The sequence below is a fragment of the Vibrio sp. HDW18 genome (assembly GCF_011306175.1).
GTDB classification, from domain to species: Bacteria; Pseudomonadota; Gammaproteobacteria; order Enterobacterales; family Vibrionaceae; genus Vibrio; species Vibrio chanodichtyis.
In genome coordinates, this window is record NZ_CP049913.1 from 1,612,803 (window position 1) to 1,633,712 (window position 20,910).

At 49.7% G+C, this 20,910-nt stretch carries 16 protein-coding genes and 3 pseudogenes; 9 read left to right on the top strand and 10 right to left on the bottom strand.

What is annotated here, in order from left to right; genetic code table 11:
- Positions 1 to 115: 115 nt before the first annotated feature.
- From G7083_RS07910 to G7083_RS07920, 3 genes and pseudogenes are all read left to right on the top strand, one after another.
- Positions 116 to 1,843 carry an autotransporter assembly complex family protein gene (locus tag G7083_RS07910; RefSeq protein WP_166014283.1) on the top strand — a complete coding sequence of 576 codons (1,728 nt, stop codon included), beginning with the start codon at positions 116 to 118 and terminating at the stop codon, positions 1,841 to 1,843.
- Positions 1,840 to 5,606 (top strand): annotated as a pseudogene (locus G7083_RS07915) (translocation/assembly module TamB domain-containing protein). Before G7083_RS07910 ends, G7083_RS07915 begins: the two are co-directional and overlap by 4 nt.
- Positions 5,607 to 5,616: 10 nt before the next feature.
- Positions 5,617 to 5,964, top strand: coding sequence for a gamma-glutamylcyclotransferase (locus G7083_RS07920; RefSeq protein WP_166014284.1), 348 nt, complete (start codon positions 5,617 to 5,619; stop codon positions 5,962 to 5,964).
- 103 nt (positions 5,965 to 6,067) lie between these two features.
- Here G7083_RS07920 and ppa read toward each other — a convergent pair whose 3' ends face one another.
- Together ppa and G7083_RS07930 are read right to left on the bottom strand one after the other, a co-directional pair.
- Positions 6,068 to 6,598 carry an inorganic diphosphatase gene (gene ppa / locus G7083_RS07925; RefSeq protein ID WP_166014285.1) on the bottom strand — a complete coding sequence of 177 codons (531 nt, stop codon included), beginning with the start codon at positions 6,596 to 6,598 and terminating at the stop codon, positions 6,068 to 6,070.
- A 200-nt stretch (positions 6,599 to 6,798) separates the two neighbouring features.
- A pseudogene (locus G7083_RS07930) lies at positions 6,799 to 7,068 on the bottom strand (fructose-bisphosphatase class I); the annotation flags it as partial.
- Positions 7,069 to 7,363: 295 nt separating this feature from the next.
- Between G7083_RS07930 and mpl the strand changes: the two are divergent.
- The 5 genes and pseudogenes from mpl to thiQ all read left to right on the top strand — a co-directional run bounded on the left by mpl (position 7,364) and on the right by thiQ (position 12,979).
- A complete protein-coding gene (mpl, locus tag G7083_RS07935) occupies positions 7,364 to 8,719 on the top strand; it encodes a UDP-N-acetylmuramate:L-alanyl-gamma-D-glutamyl-meso-diaminopimelate ligase (RefSeq protein ID WP_166014286.1) in 1,356 nt (451 codons plus the stop codon).
- 12 nt (positions 8,720 to 8,731) lie between these two features.
- Positions 8,732 to 9,361, top strand: a complete 630-nt coding sequence (locus tag G7083_RS07940) for a flavin prenyltransferase UbiX (RefSeq protein ID WP_166014287.1) — start codon at positions 8,732 to 8,734, stop codon at positions 9,359 to 9,361.
- Between the two features lie 314 nt (positions 9,362 to 9,675).
- Positions 9,676 to 10,668, top strand: a complete 993-nt coding sequence (gene thiB / locus G7083_RS07945; RefSeq protein WP_166014288.1) for a thiamine ABC transporter substrate binding subunit — start codon at positions 9,676 to 9,678, stop codon at positions 10,666 to 10,668.
- A gap of 9 nt (positions 10,669 to 10,677) precedes the next feature.
- Positions 10,678 to 12,272: pseudogene (gene thiP / locus G7083_RS07950) on the top strand (thiamine/thiamine pyrophosphate ABC transporter permease ThiP).
- On the top strand, positions 12,266 to 12,979 hold the full coding sequence (gene thiQ, locus G7083_RS07955) for a thiamine ABC transporter ATP-binding protein (RefSeq protein ID WP_166014289.1): 714 nt from the start codon (positions 12,266 to 12,268) through the stop codon (positions 12,977 to 12,979). Before thiP ends, thiQ begins: the two are co-directional and overlap by 7 nt.
- Before the next feature lie 103 nt (positions 12,980 to 13,082).
- Here the strand turns inward: thiQ and yjgA are convergent, their stop codons facing one another.
- Positions 13,083 to 13,652, bottom strand: coding sequence for a ribosome biogenesis factor YjgA (gene yjgA / locus G7083_RS07960; protein ID WP_166014290.1), 570 nt, complete (start codon positions 13,650 to 13,652; stop codon positions 13,083 to 13,085).
- A 111-nt stretch (positions 13,653 to 13,763) separates the two neighbouring features.
- Between yjgA and pmbA the strand changes: the two genes are divergently transcribed.
- On the top strand, positions 13,764 to 15,107 hold the full coding sequence (gene pmbA / locus G7083_RS07965) for a metalloprotease PmbA (protein ID WP_166014291.1): 1,344 nt from the start codon (positions 13,764 to 13,766) through the stop codon (positions 15,105 to 15,107).
- 74 nt (positions 15,108 to 15,181) lie between these two features.
- On the opposite strand, the gene mgtE is transcribed toward pmbA, so the two are convergent.
- From mgtE to lptB, 7 genes are all read right to left on the bottom strand, one after another.
- A complete protein-coding gene (mgtE, locus tag G7083_RS07970; protein WP_166014292.1) occupies positions 15,182 to 16,543 on the bottom strand; it encodes a magnesium transporter in 1,362 nt (453 codons plus the stop codon).
- 186 nt (positions 16,544 to 16,729) lie between these two features.
- Complete coding sequence (locus tag G7083_RS07975; protein ID WP_166014293.1) at positions 16,730 to 17,008, bottom strand: HPr family phosphocarrier protein; 279 nt, start codon at positions 17,006 to 17,008, stop codon at positions 16,730 to 16,732.
- An 8-nt stretch (positions 17,009 to 17,016) separates the two neighbouring features.
- Positions 17,017 to 17,877, bottom strand: a complete 861-nt coding sequence (gene rapZ, locus G7083_RS07980) for an RNase adapter RapZ (RefSeq protein WP_166014294.1) — start codon at positions 17,875 to 17,877, stop codon at positions 17,017 to 17,019.
- 19 nt (positions 17,878 to 17,896) lie between these two features.
- Positions 17,897 to 18,352, bottom strand: a complete 456-nt coding sequence (gene ptsN / locus G7083_RS07985; protein ID WP_166014295.1) for a PTS IIA-like nitrogen regulatory protein PtsN — start codon at positions 18,350 to 18,352, stop codon at positions 17,897 to 17,899.
- A 2-nt stretch (positions 18,353 to 18,354) separates the two neighbouring features.
- Positions 18,355 to 18,642, bottom strand: coding sequence for a ribosome hibernation promoting factor (hpf, locus tag G7083_RS07990; protein WP_166014296.1), 288 nt, complete (start codon positions 18,640 to 18,642; stop codon positions 18,355 to 18,357).
- Positions 18,643 to 18,666: 24 nt separating this feature from the next.
- Positions 18,667 to 20,127, bottom strand: coding sequence for an RNA polymerase factor sigma-54 (locus G7083_RS07995; RefSeq protein WP_166014297.1), 1,461 nt, complete (start codon positions 20,125 to 20,127; stop codon positions 18,667 to 18,669).
- Positions 20,128 to 20,183: 56 nt separating this feature from the next.
- A complete protein-coding gene (lptB, locus tag G7083_RS08000; protein WP_166014298.1) occupies positions 20,184 to 20,909 on the bottom strand; it encodes an LPS export ABC transporter ATP-binding protein in 726 nt (241 codons plus the stop codon).
- Position 20,910 lies beyond the last annotated feature (1 nt).

Consider the following 20,910-nt stretch of genomic DNA (forward strand, 5'->3'; position numbering starts at 1 on the left):
CTTATGCTCGTTATGGCCAGCGATTTAACCATTTTCGTACAGACGCCACGCGGCATTGACGCTATGATGCCGATGTAGCAAAAATGTCACCGTTGTATAACGAGTTTAATCAAGCATGAGACGACCATCACTTCGCGCCTTAATTCTGCTCTGGCTCTGCTCCGCCCTATTGCCTGCGTTATGTTACGCCAATGTGAAGTTGGAGATCACCGGATTGAGTGGTGCAGACAAAGATAACGTAGACGCTTATCTCTCCTCGATTGCCCCATCAGACTATTCCACTAGCTTACGTTTTCAATCCCAACTTGAAAAGAGCATTATCGAGGCACTGAACGCGGTGGGTTATTATCATCCGCAGATTGAGTTTAGCGTGGCAGCCGATAATCAGCGCTTAAATGTGGCGGTGACGCGCGGTGAAGTGACACGCTTTAGTGAGGTTGACATAGTGATCAGTGGTGAGGCGCACACCGACAATGATTTTCAACGCCTGATCAGAACCAGTGGTGTGGTGGTTGATCGCCGACTTAACCATAGCTTGTACGACAATCTAAAATCTGGGATCCGCAACCTTGCTCTGCAAAAAGGTTACTTCAATGGTGACTTTGAGCTCAGTCGATTGGAAGTGATCCCCGAGCTGAATCAAGCCCGAGTTAAGCTGCATTTTGCCAGTGGTATGCGTTATCAGTTTGGTCTCACTAGTATCGAAGGCAGTCAGATTGAGCAAAATCGAGTGCTGTCACTACGGCCGTTTAAACAAGGCGATCCTTATCTGGTGTCACAGGTGGGCGAGTTTAACCAAAATCTGTCCAATACTGATTGGTTCTCCTCGGTGCTGGTCGAGCCAGATTTATCGCAGTTAGATCAAGGCCGTGAGTTACCGATCAAAGTCACTTTAGCACCACAAGCCCGCAATCAATTAGAAACTGGGATCGGTTTATCGACCGATGTTGGCGTACGTGGCTCGTTAAAATGGAAAAAACCGTGGGTGAATCGCCTAGGGCATAGTTTTGATAGTAGTTTTTCGCTTTCGGCGCCGGAACAAACCATTACCGCTGGCTACAAAATCCCCTTAGATGACGCTTTGCACGAATATTATCGCATCCAATATGGCATGAAGCATGTCGATAAGCGTGATACTCAGAGTATGGAGTCTAACCTATCTCTGGAGCGGCATTGGTTGCTGGAGAGTGGTTGGCATCGCTCGATATTTGTACGTTATCTACTGGAAAACTATGAGCAAGGTCTGCAAGACGATAACAGCCAATTTGTGTTGCCTGGTGTTACTTATACTCGTACTCGTGCACGTAGCAACAGCGGTTTACTGACCTGGGGTGATAAGCAAACCGTCACCTTAGAGTATGGTGACCCACAACTGTTGTCTGAAACTCGGGTACTGCGGGTGCAAACTGGCTCTGCTTGGTTGCGAACTTATGCGCGTAACCATCGAGCGTTAATTCGGGTTGATGGTGGCGCTAACGTGGTTGAGCAGTTTGATCAGCTTTCACCCTCATTACGTTTTTTTGCTGGTGGTGATAACAATCTGCGTGGTTACGGTTATGAATCCATTTCACCTAAAGATGCCAGCGGGGCATTGACTGGGGCGAAGTATATTGCGACCGGTTCACTGGAATATCAATATCGCTTAACCGGCAATTGGTGGGCGGCGATGTTTATCGATGTCGGCGATGCTTTCAATAATAACCCCGACTGGAAAAAGGGTGTTGGTACTGGGATCCGTTGGATTTCTCCGGTTGGGCCTATTCGGTTAGATTTTGCGTGGGGGTTGGATGCCACTCCTGGCGATGAGTTCAAAATCCACTTCACCTTAGGGCCTGAATTATGATCAAACGAGCACTAAAGTGGACCAAATGGTTGTCTATGTTGCTACTGATTTTAGTGATGGGGTTAGTGCTGGCGGTGGCAGGTGCGCTGTTTACTAACGCTGGACTACAAGCGGTGCTATGGGGGCACAGTCGGCATTGCCTCAGTTGCAGGTTGCGCAAGCGCAAGGTGCGTTATTTCCCCGCTTTACTCTGCAAGGCGTGAGTTATGCCGACCGCGATCTTAATCTGACGCTGGCGGCGCAAACATTCAGCTTGGCGATCAATCCTAATTGTTTATTGGAGCCGAGTGTCTGCATTAATGAGTTGACGCTAAAAGGTTTGCGACTCGATTTACCCTCGCTGCCAGAGTCACCTGCCGAGCTTGAGCCGGCGGTGGAGTCTGAGCCGTTGACATCACTCTCTACCCCGATTCCGATCCGGGTCGGTAAACTGGCGCTGCAAGATATTCAGCTTAATATCCTCGGCCAGCAACTGGCTTGGCAGCAGTTGACCACCCGCGCAACGTGGCAAGGTAATCGGCTGCGGATTGGTCAAACTGAGTGGCAAGGGATCCGCCTCGCTCTCGCCGAGTCACAAGCTGAGCTAAGCAGTGAAACGCAAGCTTCCGCGACCAGTCATGTTCCACCTATCGTATTGCCATCAGTGCTGATCCCGCTGCAGATCGAGCTTGAACGTTTTGATGTGCGTGATTTCCAACTGCAGCAAGCCACCCCGATAGTGATCAATCATTTCGGTTTTGCGGCGCGTGCATTTGAGCATCAAGTGTCGATTTCGAGCTTAGAGTTAAACATGCCGGAACTGGTTGCCGAGCTACAAGGTCAAGTGACACTGAATCACGATTATCCATTACAGTTGGAACTAAAGAGTCAACTGCGGCTCGCTGATTTCAACGGCCAAACATTAAACCTGAGTGCGCAGGGCAGCTTGGCTGATCTGCAACTACAAGCGCGTTTGGATAAGCTAGCTCAAGCACAATTACGGGCGCAGTTGAATCTGTTAGCCACCGATCTGCCGTTTGATCTACAACTGTCGCAAGTTCGTGCCCAGTGGCCAATGCTCGGCGAGGCGGATTATCAGCTCCAAGTGCCCAATTTACGTGCCAATGGCTCATTGGCCAGCTATCAAATTACACTACAAAATGCCGCATTACAGGGCGCGGATCTGCCCGATCTCGCTCTGACTCTTAATGGTCAAGGTAATTTGGATCAGATCGCGCTGTCATCATTCGAGATGGCTGCACTCGGTGGTAGCGTGGGCGGAACGGCTCGGTTGAACTGGAAAACTGCGCTCGACTGGGAGGCGCGATTAAAGCTCGACCATCTTCAGCCGGCCTTGCAGTGGCCAACTGTGGAAGGTCATTTGAGTGGTGAACTCGAGACGCGCGGAGGATTAACTCAGCAAGGCGGCTGGCAAGTTGAGCTACCTCGTTTGGCAATTAACGGAGTGCTGCGAGATTACCCACTACAACTGCGCGGTCAAGTCAGTGCCTCTGATCGACAAGGGCTAGGCGATATTACTTTAGTCACGCAAGGCGTTTCTATCGTTCATGGCCCTAACTCATTGACCGCCAAAGGCCAATTGAACAAGCAGTGGCGTATGGCGGTTGAATTGGATGTGCCAGATTTAAGTAAATCGTTACCTGACGCTCAAGGCAAAGTCATTGGTGATATTGTGCTGCGTGGTGATCTCAAACAGCCACGGGTTAAATTGATGTTGGATGCCGATCAGGTGCGATGGCAAGATTGGGCGGCGATTGGGCATCTGACTTTACAAGGCAATTTGGCCGCGCTACCGGAGCCGCAAGGCGATCTCTCGCTGCAAGTGCGCGATGTGCAATATCAAGATCAACGCATCGATACACTCGATGTTAAAGCGCAGGGCTCGCAGCAACGACATAACGTGACGGTGGATCTCACTTCAGCACTGGCGTCAACCAGCCTAGCCGTAAATGGCCGCTTACGTTTAGAGCCTAGCCTGCGTTGGCAAGGTGAGCTAGAGCAGATGTGGCTTAGCTCATCGCAAGGGCGGTGGCAATTACAGCAAGCCACCGCATTATCATTTGACCAAGCCAGCCAACGGGTTAAGGTCGCAGCCCATTGCTGGGGCCAAGCTGCAGCTCAGATCTGTTTAGAGCAGGAGGCGCAGTTAGGTGAACGTGGTGCCGCACGTATTGCGATTAAGCAATTTGACTTTAGCCAATTGGCGGATTTATTGCCTCAACTAACCAAGCTCAGTGGTCAGCTTGATGGTCAAGTAACGGCGAAATGGGCGCCGAATACCGCACCGCAACTGCAAGCCGAGTTGAGTTTAAGCAAAGGGCAAGTTATCCAAAAACTGGAAAAAAATCTGATTTTTGGCTGGGATCATGCACGGTTGTCGGCCAAGTTGGCGCGTAATCAATTGCAGGCCAATTGGCTAGTCGCAGCGACCGATAACGGGGATTTTTCTGGTGCCATCTCGATTGCTGATGTGCGTAGTGAGCAGAAAATCATGCAAGGTGAGCTTAATCTCAGCACGTTTAATTTGGATTTTCTACAACCTTTGATTGGCGAGTACAGCGAGGCGAAATCTAATCTGAACGCCGAGCTACAATTTAGTGGTCCTATGCTGCATCCACAATTGCACGGTGAAATTAGTGCTAATGATATTCGAGTGATCGGTGAGATCACTCCGGTGGATATTCCTTCTGGTCAAGTGTCACTCAAATTTAATGGTTATCAGGCAAGCTTAAATGCGGATATTGCTACCAGCGATGGCCTGCTTGAAGTTGATGGTGATGCCGATTGGCAGCAATTAGACAACTGGCGCTTAACTACCCGCGTGCATGCCTCATCGATGAGGGTTGAGTTACCCCCTATGGTGCGGGTCAAAGTGGTGCCCGATCTCACTCTTGCCATGCAACCGCAATTAGCCAAAGTGACCGGCAATATTGCCTTGCCATGGGGACGGATTGTGGTTGAGGAGTTACCACCGAGTGCGATTGGTATTTCCAAAGATCAAGTGGTACTGAATGCCAATTTTGAACCAGTGACTGAGCCAAATTCACTGCCATTTAGTCTCGAAACCGATATTAATCTGCAAATTGGTGATGATTTCCAACTTAAAGCGTTTGGCTTACAAGGCAATTTAGTTGGACGACTTAATGTGGCGCAGAAGGATAAAGGCCCATTTATTTTGGGTGAAGTGAATATTCGCGATGGTCAGTACCGCTCATTTGGACAAGATTTACAAATCAAAGAGGGTAAAATCTTGATGAATGGCCCGGTCGATCTGCCCTATTTGGCGATCACTGCCATTCGCAACCCGAATAACACTCAAGATGATGTGGTGGCTGGGGTGCGGGTCAGTGGTCCTTCAGATAATCCTTCCTTGGTGATTTTTTCCGAGCCGGCGATGCCGCAAGCTAACGCGCTGTCTTATTTATTGCGTGGACAGAATATTGATGGTGAAGCGGGTGGTAATGCGATGACCACTACCTTGATTGGGCTAAGTTTGGCACAAAGTGGCAAATTGGTTGGCGAGATCGGCCAAGCCTTTGGCGTGCAGGATTTACAACTGGATACCGCAGGCTCAGGCGATGATTCGCAAGTGACGGTCAGTGGCTATATTTTGCCCGGCTTGCAAGTTAAATATGGGGTGGGCATTTTTAATTCACTGGGCGAGTTTACGATCCGTTATCGTTTGATGAAGGATCTGTATTTAGAGGCGGTTTCTGGGGTCAATGGTGCCGTAGATCTGCTCTATCAGTTTGAATTTAACTAAGGAGGGAGATGTGCAGCACTTAGTTTTTGTGTATGGCACTTTGCGCCAAGGAGAGAGCAACCACTTTTATTTACAGCACAGTCAGTTGCTTGGCCAATTCGAAACCAAACCTGAGTATGCGCTGTATGATTTAGGCGCCTATCCAGGCTTAGTCGAAGGCCATCAATCGGTATATGGTGAAGTGTATTTGGTGGATCAGCCCACCTTAGCCCAGCTCGATCAGTTGGAGGATGTGCCAGTAGAGTACCGGCGTGACACGATTGAAACTCCGTTTGGTACTGCTTGGATCTATATCTATCAACCGGCGCATCATTGCCATTCACTGATTGGATCGGGTGATTGGTGTCAGCGTGTTTAATCGGATGAATTGAACAAGCTGATTTAACGCATTGAGTTAAAATTTTACCTTAGCAGGATAAGCCGATCGTGGGTTGGCTTATCCTGCAGGTGCCAAGTGGTGATTACGCATCTTGTGCGCGTTGATAAGCCGTGAGGATCTCAGTGCGTGCTGCAGCGGCATCAGCCCAGCCATCCACTTTTACCCACTTGCCGGATTCCAATTCTTTATAATGTTCAAAGAAGTGAGTGATCTGGGCTTTGAGGAGTAGCGGTAAATCATCCACATCTTGAATGTGATCGTACTCCTTAGACAGCTTAGTGTGCGGCACCGCCACCACCTTGGCATCTTGACCCGATTCATCACTCATCTGTAATACCCCAACCGGACGGCAGCGGATCACCGAACCCGGGATCAGTGGGTATGGCGTCGGAACCAATACATCAACCGGATCGCCATCCAGTGACAAGGTGTGGTTAATGTAACCATAGTTGCAGGGGTAGAACATCGGCGCGGACATAAAGCGATCGACAAACACGGCGCCAGATTGTTTATCAACTTCATATTTGATCGGATCAGCATTGGCTGGGATTTCAATCACCACATAAATATCGTTAGGCAATGATTGACCAGCAGGAACATTGTTTAAGCTCATGTCGTGTTTCCTTGATTGGGGCCAGAGTTGAAATGATTGGCGGATAACTTGTGCAAGCTTAGTCAAGTTTGCGCGAACGCTTGGCCTAATCCGGATAATTTTTTAAAAATGTTTCGACCTGGCGCAGCATATTTTTGAACCAACGAAAAAAGGCACGCGCTGATGCAGCTCAAGCGGGGTGATCTCCATAATCCACTGTTGGCCACCCCGCAGACTTGATCGCGTGCTTCTAAGGCCGCTTTGAATGTCTCATTGGCATACAGGTCGAGCTTTTGTTGCTGCTCACCTTGGATATTGTCATGACCCGACGCGCCAATAATATCCGCTAATCCGGCTTTGTTAATTTCTCGGTTGACGATTTTCGCAGCCAAACGAATCGAAGCCAGCAGAGAGGAGAGTTCACCGCTGGCATGAGGAAAATCATGTTGTTTGGCGAGAATAAATTCACCGAGAGTACGCATTTTTTGCATGGCAAGACCTTTATTTTTGTATTGGGGGAGATGAGCATTGCACGCAAGTGTGCGCCGCTAAGTTGCTCAGCAAGATCGAGGGATCCTCTAGTGGGATCGATAACGCTATGCCGCTTGCTGAGCATCGATTGTAAAACTCAGATCTTTTTATGGGTATTGAACTAACCGACCGAGATCTCACTTTGCTCGGCAATCATTTCTAATTTACATCTGGCGGAATAGTCAGGCTCGCTTTTACCTGGCGGATCGGGATAATGGAGTGATTCCAATTGCACCGTAACAAGGCTGGCTTTTTATGCATATTCATATCTTGGGGATCTGTGGCACTTTCATGGGTGGCGTCGCAATGCTGGCGCGGCAACTCGGCCATAAAGTCACTGGCAGCGATGCCAATGTTTATCCGCCAATGAGCACCATGCTAGAAGCGCAGGGCATCGAGATTATTGAAGGTTTTGATCCGGCTCAGTTGGAGCCTAAACCTGATCTGGTGGTGATCGGTAACGCGATGAGCCGAGGTAATCCTTGTGTGGAATATGTGCTTAACCACAATCTGCGCTACACCTCTGGCCCACAGTGGCTACAAGATTTTCTGTTGCACGATCGCTGGGTGATTGCGGTTTCTGGCACGCACGGTAAAACCACCACCTCCAGCATGATCGCCTGGATCTTAGAGCAGTGTGGTTATCAGCCGGGGTTTTTAGTTGGTGGGGTGCTGGGTAATTTCGGCATTTCTGCCCGCTTAGGTGACAGCATGTTTTTTGTGGTTGAAGCTGACGAATACGACAGTGCTTTTTTCGATAAACGCTCGAAGTTCGTGCATTACCATCCGCGCACGTTAGTGATGAACAACTTAGAGTTCGATCATGCAGACATCTTCGATGATTTAGAAGCGATCAAGCGGCAATTTCACCATTTGGTACGTACGGTTCCAGGCACTGGCCGCATTTTGGCGCCCAAAGCGGATGTGGCATTAGCCGATGTGTTAACGCGCGGCTGCTGGAGTGAAACTGAATTCAGTGGTGAACAAGGCGAGTGGCAAGCGGAAAAAATCACCGCTGATGGTTCACAATTCCATGTATTGCTCAAAGGTGAGCGGGTTGGCCAAGTCAATTGGAACTTAGTTGGCGATCACAACGTCAATAATGCTTTGATGGCGATAGCGGCTGCGCGTCATGTTGGGGTTGCGGCCGATCTCGCTTGTGAAGCTTTAGGGCAATTTATCAATACTAAGCGTCGTTTGGAGTTGAAAGGCGAAATCAATGGTGTGGCGGTGTATGACGATTTTGCCCATCACCCAACCGCGATTGAACTGACACTGGGTGGCTTACGTAACAAGGTCGGTGATAACAAAATCATCGCGGTGCTCGAACCGCGCTCGGCGACCATGAAACTTGGCGTGCATAAACAAACCTTGGCCGCTGCGCTGCACAGTGCAGATTCGGTCTATCTATATCAACCGGCGGATCTGAGCTGGTCGGTGGAAGAGGTTGCTCAGCAATGTTCACAGCCTGCGCAAGTTTGCCGCGATATCGATCAATTAGTGACGTTGATTGCCCAACAAGCTCAAGCGGGGGATCAGATTTTGGTGATGAGCAACGGTGGCTTTGCCGGTATTCATGGCAAACTACTTAGCGCGCTGCAAACGCAATAATTTAAGGTGAGCATGAACAATCCTCGAACCATTACCTTGGCTTGGACAGGGGCTTCCGGTGCCCCTTATGGGCTGCGTTTATTGCAATGCCTGTTAGCGGCCGATTATCAAGTCTACTTGCTGATTTCATCGGCGGCCCGCGTAGTGCTAGCGACCGAGCATGGCTTGCAGTTATCGGCCAATCCCGAAGCGGCGCAAACGGCTTTGGTCGAGTATCTCGGCTGCGCCAGTGATAAGTTGGTGGTATGCGGTAAAGATGATTGGTTTTCACCCGTCGCCTCCGGCTCGGCCGCGCCGCGACAGATGGTCATCTGCCCGTGTTCGGTAGGAAGTGTGGCGGCGATTGCTCATGGTATGTCGGATAACCTGATTGAGCGCGCTGCCGATGTAGTGTTAAAAGAGCGCGGCCAGCTGCTATTGGTGGTGCGTGAAACGCCATTTTCGACCCTGCATCTGGAAAATATGCTCAAACTGTCGCAAATCGGCGTGACTATCATGCCAGCAGCGCCGGGCTTTTATCATCAACCGCAATCAATTGACGATCTAGTTGATTTTATGGTCGCGCGTATTCTCGATCACCTTGGCGTAGAGCAAGCGCTCGTGCCGCGTTGGGGCTATGATCAACGCGCGCGCGGTGAGTAATTCACTATCCACTTCCTACTTTAAGCTGCAGCGGTGTTGGCTGCCATTCCAAGTCGTTTATAGCCAGTGGTGATTGTCCGCTACTGGCTAATTACCCTATTTGCCATTACAATTCAGTCCACTCACGGGGGGCCACCCATTCATTCGAATGGCGCTGAGATCAAGCACTGCTTGGGACCCGCAATGACCGCGATGTTCGCGGTTTAACCTGAACCAGATAATGCTGGCGTAGGAATTGAGTTAGGTGTGCAGAATGCAATAATGGATGATTCTCTGCCTCCCTCAAGCCTGTGCCGCTCAAAGGAGAGCGAGCCTTGAAATTTCAACTGACTGAGGTTGCACTAGCAACCCTATGTGTTACCTCTGCAGCGTCTGCTGCGCCAATCCTCACTGTTTACACTTACGACTCTTTTGCCGCCGACTGGGGGCCTGCTCCGGCGATTGAAAAAGCCTTTGAAGCACAATGTGGCTGCGATGTGCAATTTGTCGCGTTAGAAGATGGCGTATCCATCCTCAACCGTCTGCGCTTAGAAGGCCGTAACAGCAAAGCGGATGTGGTGCTCGGGCTGGATAACAATTTAATTGCCGAAGCCAAACAAACCGGTTTATTGGCCACCCACAGTGTCGATACCAGCAAGGTAACATTGCCCAACGGTTGGCGTGACGATACGTTTGTACCTTATGACTATGGCTATTTTGCTTTTGTGTATAACCAAGAGAAGCTGACTAACCCACCGACCAGCTTAAAAGAGCTGGTGGAAAAACGTGATGATCTGAAAGTGATTTATCAAGATCCGCGCACTTCAACACCGGGGCAGGGTTTGCTGCTGTGGATCAAGTCGGTGTATGGCGATCAAGCCGCACAAGCGTGGCAGCAACTGGCGCGCAAAACCGTGACCGTTACTAAAGGCTGGTCGGAAGCCTATTCGATGTTCCTGAAAGGCGAAGCGGATTTGGTACTCTCTTACACCACATCACCTGCTTACCATTTGATTGCGGAGAATGATCCGCGTTTTGCCAGCGCTCATTTTAGCGAAGGGCACTACTTGCAAGTGGAAGTCGCCGCCAAAGTCAAAACCAGTCACAATGGCGAATTGGCGGATCAATTCCTGCAATTTATGCTTAGCCCTGAGTTTCAACGCGTGATCCCAACCGGTAACTGGATGTATCCGGTCACCGCCGTTGAGTTGCCGGCTGGATTTACTCACTTAGCCCAGCCAGACCAAGCACTGTCATTCAGTGCTGAGCAAGTCGCACACCAGCGTAAAGCTTGGATCCGTGAATGGCAGCAAGCGCTGAGCTTGTAAGGTGCCAGTTTGAATCACATTCCTCAATTAGGTTGGTGGGTCGCGGCGGGGATCGCGACCTTTGTCTGTGCCGCATTAGCGGCTCTGTTGTGGCAAGCTCCATCACTCAATCTGCAACTGATCTGGCAAGATGCCTATTATTGGCATGTCACAAAATTCAGTTTCTATCAAGCCCTGTGCTCGACGCTGCTCAGTGTCGGATTGGCGATCCCGGTTGCCCATGCATTCAGCCAGCGCCGTTTCTCGGGGCGAGATTTACTACTCAAACTGTTTGCGATGACCTTAGTGTTGCCGGTGCTGGTGGTGATTTTTGGCTTGCTGGCGATCTACGGTAACAGCGGTTGGTTAGCCCAATGGCTGCACCACTTTGGGCTATCACTGCCGTTTTCGATTTATGGCCTCAACGGCATTTTGCTCGCCCATGTACTGTTTAACTTGCCTTATGCCAGCCGTTTGCTGCTGCAAAGTTTAGAGGCGATCCCCAGTGAGCAACATAAATTGTGTGCTCATCTGGGCATGAGTCGTTGGCAGAAGTTTAAGTTGATCGAGTGGCCGCGTATGCGCCAGCAACTGCCACATGTGGCGGGCTTAGTGTTTATGCTCTGCTTTACCAGTTTTACCACCGTGATGGCGCTGGGTGGGGGCCACAAGCCACCACCATTGAACTGGCGATTTATCAAGCGATCAAATTCGATTTTGATTTACACATCGGCGCGCTGTTGGCGATTTGGCAAATGTTGCTGTGCACATTATTCACTCTTGGTGTGCAGTGGTTAGCGCCCTCTCGACCTTTCAGTCGCGTATCAAGCCAACTCGCGCATCGTTGGTTACGCGATTCATGGCGCGCTAAGTTGTGGGATGCCGGTTGGATTATTGCGGTATCGGCTTTGGTGTTGCCGCCACTGCTGATGGTGTTGCTGGCTGGGATCAATGCAAAATTGGCCAGTGTGTTGACCAGTAGCGCGTTTTGGTCAGCACTGCTGCACTCGGTGCAAGTGGCGAGTCTTGCCAGTAGCCTAGCGTTGGCGAGTGGGATCGCGATGTTGCTCACCAGCCGTGCACTGCGTTTAAAAGCCGCGCATCGTCGCGCGGGCGGTATTGAATGGGTGGCCAGTTTAATTTTGGTGACGCCGGGATTGGTGGTGAGTACTGGGCTATTTTTATTGCTGCGTAATATCACCGATGTATTTAGTGTGGCGTTTTGGATTGTGGTGGCGGTGAATGGCTTAATGGCGTTGCCATATGTGGTGAAAACGCTCAGCCAGCCAATGTGGCATTTGGCCCGGCAGTATCAATGGTTATGTGCCAGTTTAGGTCTGTCCGGTTGGCGTCGATTTCGTTTGGTGGAGTGGCGCGCGCTGCGTAAACCTATCTCCCATGCGTTTGCGATTGGTTTCCTACTCTCGATGGGAGATTTAAGTGCGATTGCCCTATTTGGTAGCCAAGATTTTCGCACTCTGCCGCTCTATCTCTATCAATTGCTGGGCAGTTATCAGATGGATACCGCCGCAGTGGTGGCGTTGTCCATGCTGCTCATCAGTGTCGGCTGGTTTTATCTGCTGGAACGATTGTTGACTCAGCGTCAGAGAGGAGAGTCATGTTAAGGTTAGAAAAAGTGTGCTACGAGTATGAGCACGAATGGTTTGAGTTTGATCTGCAGGTAGCAGCTGGCACGATTATGGCGCTGATGGGCCCCAGTGGTGCTGGTAAATCGACCTTGCTCAGTTTAGTCGCGGGTTTTATTGAGCCGGCTAGCGGCAGTATCAAGGTTAATGACCAGTCGCTGCTTGGTTTGGCGCCTTACCAGCGGCCATTTTCTATGCTGTTTCAACAGCATAATTTGTTTGAACATCTGACGGTGCGCGACAATATTGGCCTAGGTTTGCACCCAGGGCTTAAATTGAGCGCAGAGCAGCGGCGGCAAGTAGAACAAGCCGCGCGGCAAGTGGGGATTGCCGAGTATCTGGAGCGTTTACCCAATCAGCTTTCCGGCGGTCAGCAGCAGCGAGTGGCGTTAGCGCGCTGCTTCGTTCAACCCAATCCGATTTGGCTGTTTGATGAGCCTTTTTCAGCTCTTGACCCACTACTGCGTGAAGAGATGTTAGCTCTGGTTAAACAGTTGGCCGCTGAACGCCAGCGCACGGTCGTGATGGTGACCCATCATTTAAGTGATGCGCGGGCGATTGCCAGCCAAGTGGCTTTCTTAAGTCAGGGTAAGGTACAAGTGGTGAGCGATTGTCAGGCGCTCAGTGTGCAGCATCCTCATCCTCAATTGGCGCAGTTTATTGCGGCAGCGGTGAGTGAGGCGTAATAGCGCTTACTTAATCGTGATGAATTGGCTATAAAAAAGGTTAGCTTGCGCTAACCTTTTTTGATCCTCTTGCTTAACACGCGATGGCTTGTTGCCGAAGCTGTTATTGCGCTGAATCCAGATCGTCTTCACTCTGTTCTTCGATCTCTTGTTTGGCCAACATGGCTTCTTTTAGCAGTTGGAAGATCTCGCGTGATGATTTTGGCGGCTTATTGGTCGCTTTTTCTTTTGTGGCTTGACGGGCTAACAGACGCAGACGTTGACGATCCGCATCGGGATAGAGTGCCAGCGCTGCTTCAATCGCGCTATCGCCTTCTGCCACAATACGATCGCGCAACAGCTCTAACTTATGCAGCAAAGCTGTGGTTTGCGAATGTTTATTACGCACTTTATCCAATGCGGTTTGTAGCGGTTCTGGGTCAATATGGCGCATCAATTTGCCAATATATTGCAACTGGCGGCGACGGGCTTCATTTTTAAAGCGCTGGGCATCTTTAATTGCTTCTGCCAGTTCTTCGGTCAGAGGGAATTTAGCTAATGCTGATGGCTTGAGCTCAACCAGCTCTTCGCCCAGTTTTTGTAATGCCAGCATGTCGTTTTTCAATTCGGTTCTGCTGACCCAAATGATCTCTTCTTCCTCTTCCCAAGGGGCTTTCTGATTTTTACGTGCCATCTTCTTTCATCATGATGAGTTATTTATGTCGGCTATTTTAGCAAGAATCGTGGGGAGAAAGCGAAATTCTTGTTATCCTATTCACATTAATCACCCATGGTGGAATGAGAGATGGATGTAAAAGAGCGAGTTGCGCTGCAGCGCCAAGAGCTGGAAGCCGCAGTGGCCAGAGCATTAGAGCTGGCGGCGGCGAGTTCTGATGCGGCGGAAGTAGCGATCACCAAAAGTACCGGATTAAGTGTTTCGACCCTGATGGGCGAAGTTGAGAATGTTGAATTCAATAGTGATGGCGCATTGGGCATCACCGTCTATCGCGGTCAGTGCAAAGGCAGTGCTTCAACCTCGGATTTGAGTGAAAAAGCGATCCGACAAACCGTGTTAGCGGCGTTGGATATTGCTCAGTACACTTCACCAGACCCTTATGCTGGACCCGCACCGCAAGAGTTGATGGTGCAGGAGATCCCAGATCTTGATTTATTTCATCCCGATGAGCCGGATCCGGATGTCGCTGCGCAAATGGCGATTGCTGCCGAGCAGGCTGCGTTAGGTTACAGCAAGCGGATTAAACAGAGTGATGGCGGTAGCTACGATAGCCATTATGGCCTGCGCGTGTATGGTAACAGTCACGGTTTATTAGCCAGCTATGCCTCAAGCCGCCACAGCATTAGCTGTAGTGTGATTGGCGAAGGGCGCAATGGCGAAATGGAGCGTGATTATAGCTATAGTGTCGCGCGTCATCGTGATGATTTATGGACACCAGAAACCGTCGGTTTACAAGCGGCACAAAGCACGGTTAGCCGGCTTGATCCACACAAGCTGAAAACGGGTCAGTATCCGGTGATGTTTGCCGCGGATGTGGCAACCGGCTTAATCGGTCATTTGGTGATGGCGATCAGCGGTGGCAATTTATATCGTAAATCGAGTTTTTTACTCGATCATCTTGGTCAGTCGATCCTGCCCGCTTGGTTTAATATCAGCGAGCGACCGCATGTCAAACGGGGTCTAGCTTCGAGCCCATTTGATAGCGAAGGGGTACGTACCCAAGATTTGGAGATCATCACCGATGGTGTGTTAGCGACCTATTTGCTGACCAGTTACGCGGCGCGCAAAATGCAGATGACCCCGACCGGCCATGCGGGTGGTATTCATAACTGGTATGTGAAATCGACTGGGCAAAATTACCAACAGATGCTCAAAGAGCTCGGTACCGGCTTGCTGGTTACTGAAGTGATGGGACAAGGCGTGAATGTAGTCACTGGTGATTATTCACGCGGAGCGTCCGGTTTTTGGGTTGAAAATGGGGTGATTCAATATCCGGTAGCTGAAATTACCATCGCTGGCAACCTCAAACAGATGTTGCAACAGATCGTGGCTGTCGGCAGTGATATTGAAACGCGCTCACAGATCCAAACCGGTTCGATTTTGTTAGAAGCAATGAAAGTCGCTGGCGAGTAAATTCGTTGTTTGGCTTGAGTTAAGCATCAAAAAGCCGACGCTAAGTCGGCTTTTTGGTGGCTGGTTGAGCGGCTTTAATGGACTATCAACAAGGTGGCTAAACCGAGAAATACCGATAAACCAATCACATCGGTCACTGTGGTTAATGCCATTCCGCCAGCCAGAGCTGGATCTATATTCATTTTTTTGAGCAAAATCGGGATCGAAACACCAGCAATGCCAGCCACAATTAGGTTGGTCATCATTGCCGCCGAGATGATCGCACCGAGCATCCAGTCGCCTTTCCATGCCATGACAATCGTACCAATGATCAATGCCCACATAATGCCGTTGAGCAGGCCGATGGCCGCTTCTTTGAGCAGTAATTCGCGTTGGTTACTGTCACCGATATGACCCAGTGCCAAGCCACGGATCACTAGCGCCACGGTTTGGTTGCCAGCGACACCACCCATAGATGGGACTATGGTCATTAATACGGCGACCGCGGCCATCTGTTCTAGGGTGGCTTCAAACATATTGGAAACCGACGCTGCGGCTAGGGCGGCCAGCACGTTGGCTCCTAGCCAAATACTGCGTTTGCGCGCCGATTTGACCACTGGAGCAAAGGTATCTTCATCATCATTCATACCCGCCATACTCATCATCGAGTGCTCGGCGTCTTCACGAATGATATCAACCACATCATCGATGGTGATCCGGCCCACCAGATGCTGATTTTCATCGACTACTGGCGCGGAAACCCAGTTACGCCGTTCGAACAGATTGGCGATGTCCGAGTCTTTCATATCGACTTTGATCGCTTCATCGGCATCATCCATCACTTCACTGACCGCTACATCAGGTTGGGTAGTCAGCAGGGTCGAGAGTGAAAGGTGACCAATCAGTTTGCTTTCATCATCAATCACATACAGTGCATCGGTTGCTTCTGGTAGCTCACCTTTCATCCGCAAATAACGCAATACGACATCGACATCGACATCGGCGCGAATGGTGATCACATCGGTGTTCATCAAACCACCGGCGGTATCTTCTGGATAGGAGAGCGCGGTTTCTACTCGCAAGCGATCGGCGGCATCCATTTGTGCCAATACTTCACGTGACACATCATCTGGCAAGCTACGTAAAACATAGGCGACATCGTCGATGTCCATGCCTTCGGTGGCTTCGGCAAGCTTTTCCGGTGCCATCTTGGACACCAGCGCGTCCTTGACGTCTTCATTTAGCTCATCAAGAATCTCACCGTAATCTTCAGGATCCGTCAGCTGCCACAGTACCTCACGCGCTTTACGTGGTGAGGCTTCCAGTAGATGAGCAATATCTTCTGGCTCCATGTCTTGCAGTTGGCGACGAACATGGACAAAGCGGCCGTTATCTAAGGCATCGGTGATTTCTTGGAGGGTGAGGTGAGCTTGGTCAAATTCGATTTGCTCGGCCATGGCTTCCCCCTAGGTTGGCGTTGGAATAATGGTCAGCATGGTAACTTAATTTACCCGCTTATTTAATAAGATCTTATTACCGATGGTCGATTTATTTGCTCGGTTTAGGCTTGGTTTGATGATTGACTCTCTACCTAGGGGCAAGTCTACAAGACGGCAAGCGCTAGTCGCGGAGCCTAGTGTGCTTTAATCATCTTCATCAAACTTCTGTTCGATCAACTGGCAGACCGCATTGAGCGCGGGTTGGGCTTGTGAGCCTTCAGCAGAGATCACCACCTGCTGCCCTTGTGCCGATTCAAGCATCAGTAGTCCCATCACGCTATCGGCGGTAGCCGTGCGGCCATCTTGGCTTTGCACCGTGAGTATTGCATCAAATGATTGGGCCAATTGCACCAGTTTGATGGCGGCGCGGGCATGCAGGCCAAGGCGATTTTGGATCAGTACAGTTTGGCAGAGCTGCGACATAATCACCTCTAGGATTGCTGTTTTTCCAATGAAGTATGGCGAATTTGTACTTGATGTCCTTGCTCTGCAAAATATTCACCAAGCTGTTGGGTTAGGTAAACCGAGCGATGCTTACCGCCAGTACAACCAATCGCAATGGTCAGATAGCTACGGTTATTTTTTTCCAGCATGGGCAGCCAATATTCGAAGAAGGTTTGGATCTGCTGTTTGAGTTCCAGCACTTCACTATGGCTAGCTAAAAAGGCTTGGATGGGGGCATCTAGCCCAGTCAGTGGGCGCAGGTCGGGCTGCCAATGTGGATTGGGCAAAAAACGCACATCAAATACGTAGTCAGCATCGGTCGGTAAACCGTACTTAAAGCCGAAGGATTGAAACACCATGACTAAGTCTTTGCGCTCACGCCCCTCAATACGCATGCGTACCGTTTCACTCAGATCATGCAACGATTGATTACTGCTATCGAGTAGCAGATCGGCTTGCTCTTTGAGCGGGGCCAGCAGCTGCTTTTCCAGCTCGATGGCTTGGGCAAGAGAGGGTTTACTGTGGCTGAGTGATAGAGGGTGAATGCGCCGTGTTTCGCTATAACGTTTGAGTAGTGTTTCTGGATTGGCATCTAAAAACAGCATGCTGACATCGTTATTCTGCTTGAGCTGATTGAGCACATCCTGCACTAGCCCCGGCTCTTTGGGCAAATTGCGAATATCAATACTGACCGCGACGTTTTGCTGGCTACCTTGTACCGATTGAATGAAAGCGGGCAATAAGCTAACTGGTAGGTTATCGACACAGTAATAGCCTAAGTCTTCTAACACTCGTAATGCGACACTTTTACCCGCACCCGACTGGCCGCTGACCACGATTAAACGCATGAGGTTGACCTATTATTGATTAATCATCAGGTTGATTAACCATGATGTCATACAGTTGCTGATCGCTTGCTGCGTTGCGCAGCTGTTTGAGGATCTGCTTATCGTTGAGGCGTTCTGCCATGCAAGCTAAAGTTTTCAAATGTTCTTTACATTGTTCTTCAGGGACCAGTAGCGCAAACAGCAGGTCAACGGGTCGGTTATCAATCGCATCAAATTCAATCGGCTCTGCACATTGCAGTAAAACAGCAACCGCATGTTCACTGTTGGACATGCGTGCATGGGGGATAGCGATGCCGTTGCCAATTCCGGTACTGCCCATTTTTTCACGGCTGAGCATACACTCAAACAGCTCGGTAGAATTTTGACCAGTGTGAAGGGCAGCGACTTCGCTGATGATTTCTAGTGCTCGTTTTTTACTAGAACATTGGACTGCACTTTTGGTGCAGTCCAATGAAAGTACTTCGCTCAATTGCATGATTAATAACTACTTAGTTTTTCTTTATGCTTGTTCAATTGTCGAACCAATTTATCCACCACACTATCGATGGCGGCATACATGTTTTCATCGTCCGCGTGGGCGTGAATTTCTGCTTGGTTTACGTGGAGCGTAGCTTCGGCGATCTGACGCAGTTTTTCAACACGTAAAATAACTTGAATGTGATTAATGTGGTCGAAAAAACGTTCAAGTTTGTCAAATTTGGAGTGAACATAGTCTTGCATTGAATCGGTAAGATCAATGTGATGGCCTTGAATATTGATTTGCATAGACTTTCCTTCTCTAGTTTAGGCCTATAGTAGGCGTTTACGCTGACTCGATGGGGCGATGCCGAGTGATTCGCGGTATTTAGCGATGGTACGCCGCGCCACTTGGATGCCTTGGTCTGCGAGTAGGGTGGCGATCTTGCTGTCACTCAGTGGCTTAGCGGGTGTCTCCGCCGCCACTAATTTTTTGATCAGCGCCCTGATCGCCGTAGACGAGCACTCTCCGCCATTGTCGGTACTGACGTGACTGGAGAAGAAGTACTTCAACTCAAAAATGCCGCGTGGGGTATGCATGTATTTCTGCGTGGTGACTCGCGAAATCGTCGATTCATGCATTTCTACCGCTAGGGCTACATCGTTAAGCACCATAGGTTTCATTGCTTCTTCACCATACTCGAAGAAATCGTGCTGGTGTTCTACGATGCACTTGGCAACTTTGAGCAGCGTCTCGTTTCTACTTTCTAAACTTTTGATCAGCCATTTCGCTTCCTGCAAGTTGCTACGAATGTAATTGCTGTCGGCATTATTGCCGCGCATTAGGCTAGCGTACTGCTGATTGACCTTAAGTTTAGGGATGCTATCTGGGTTGATGGTGACCAACCATCGCCCTTGTTCTTTATACACAGAGACATCTGGGATGACATATTCTGCGTGATCTTGAGCAATTCGACTGCCTGGACGTGGGTCGAGTTGTTGGATCAGTTGCAGAATTTCGCGTAATTCTTCTTCTTTGAGCTTAGTCTCTTTCAGAATAGTTTTGTAATCGCGATTGCCTAAATCATTAATATAGTGTGTAAGTAGTTGCTGCGCCTCGTTTAACCAAGGGGTATCGCTTGGATAAGTGGTGAGCTGCAGCAGTAAACAGTCTTGCAAATTGAGTGAGGCGACGCCGAATGGATCGAATTGCTGAATACGTTTGCGCACTGCTTCGATTTCATCAAGCTCAATATCCTCACTGTGCAAGCTCTCTTGGATTTCCTCAAGTGAGACAGTTAAATAACCGTAATCGTCGATCGCATCGATCAGCGCTACGGCAATGGTGCGATCGACGTCACTAAATGGGGTTAAATCGAGTTGCCAATGCAGGTAATCTTGCAGAGTTTGGGTGGTCTCACCTTGGTAAATCGGCGCGTCATCATCAAGGGCTAGGCCTGTGCTGCCAGTGTTGGCGCTGTATACTTCATCCCAAGTGGTATCCATTTCTAATTCGGCGCTGATCTCGGAGCGTTCAATCAGCTCTGAGCTGTCTTGTGGCTCGGCGTCATAGTGCTCTTGATCATGAGCGGTTTCTTCCGACGAGGCTTGATTGTCCGGTGTCGGCGTGTCGTCTTGGTGCTCTTCCACTTCTAACAAAGGGTTAGACTCCAAGGCTTCCTGTATTTCTTGCTGCAAATCCAGCGTCGAAAGCTGCAGTAGACGAATCGCCTGTTGCAGTTGCGGAGTCATGGCTAATTGTTGACCAAGCTTGAGCTGTAATGACGGTTTCATGCAGTAATGGATGCCTTGTTATTGTTAGTATGGGGTGGACTCTACGCGTTGGTTAATCATAGGCGGAATTGTTCGCCGAGATAAACCTGCTTAACTTGCTCGTTATTGAGCACCTCTTGTGGGCTGCCTTCAGCAATCAGGCGGCCTTGGCTGACAATATAGGCTTTCTCACACACATCGAGCGTTTCACGCACGTTGTGATCGGTGATGAGAACCCCTAAGCCACGATCACGCAGATGCTCAATGATCTTTTTAATATCGATGACCGAAATGGGGTCAACCCCCGCAAAAGGCTCATCAAGTAAGATAAATTGTGGGTTAGCCGCCAGTGCGCGGGCAATCTCTACTCGGCGACGTTCGCCTCCGGATAAGGCCATGCCAGCACTTTTACGAATGTGTTGTATATGGAACTCTTCCAGCAGATCTTCGAGTCGGTCTTGACGCTCTTCATGGGTCAGCTCTTCGCGGGTTTGCAGTACCGCCATGATGTTATCTTCGACCGAGAGTTTGCGGAAAATCGAGGCTTCTTGTGGTAAATAGCCAATCCCCATCCGTGAGCGGCTGTGCATCGGTAGGATGCTGATGTCGTTATCATCAATGGTGATCACTCCTTCATCACGCGCTACTAGACCGACAATCATGTAAAACGAGGTGGTTTTACCCGCGCCATTGGGGCCGAGGAGACCGACAATTTGGCCAGATTCAACTTGTAAGCTGACATCGGAAACCACTTTGCGTTTTTTATAGCTTTTGGCTAAGTGCTGTGCTTTTAAAATGGCCATG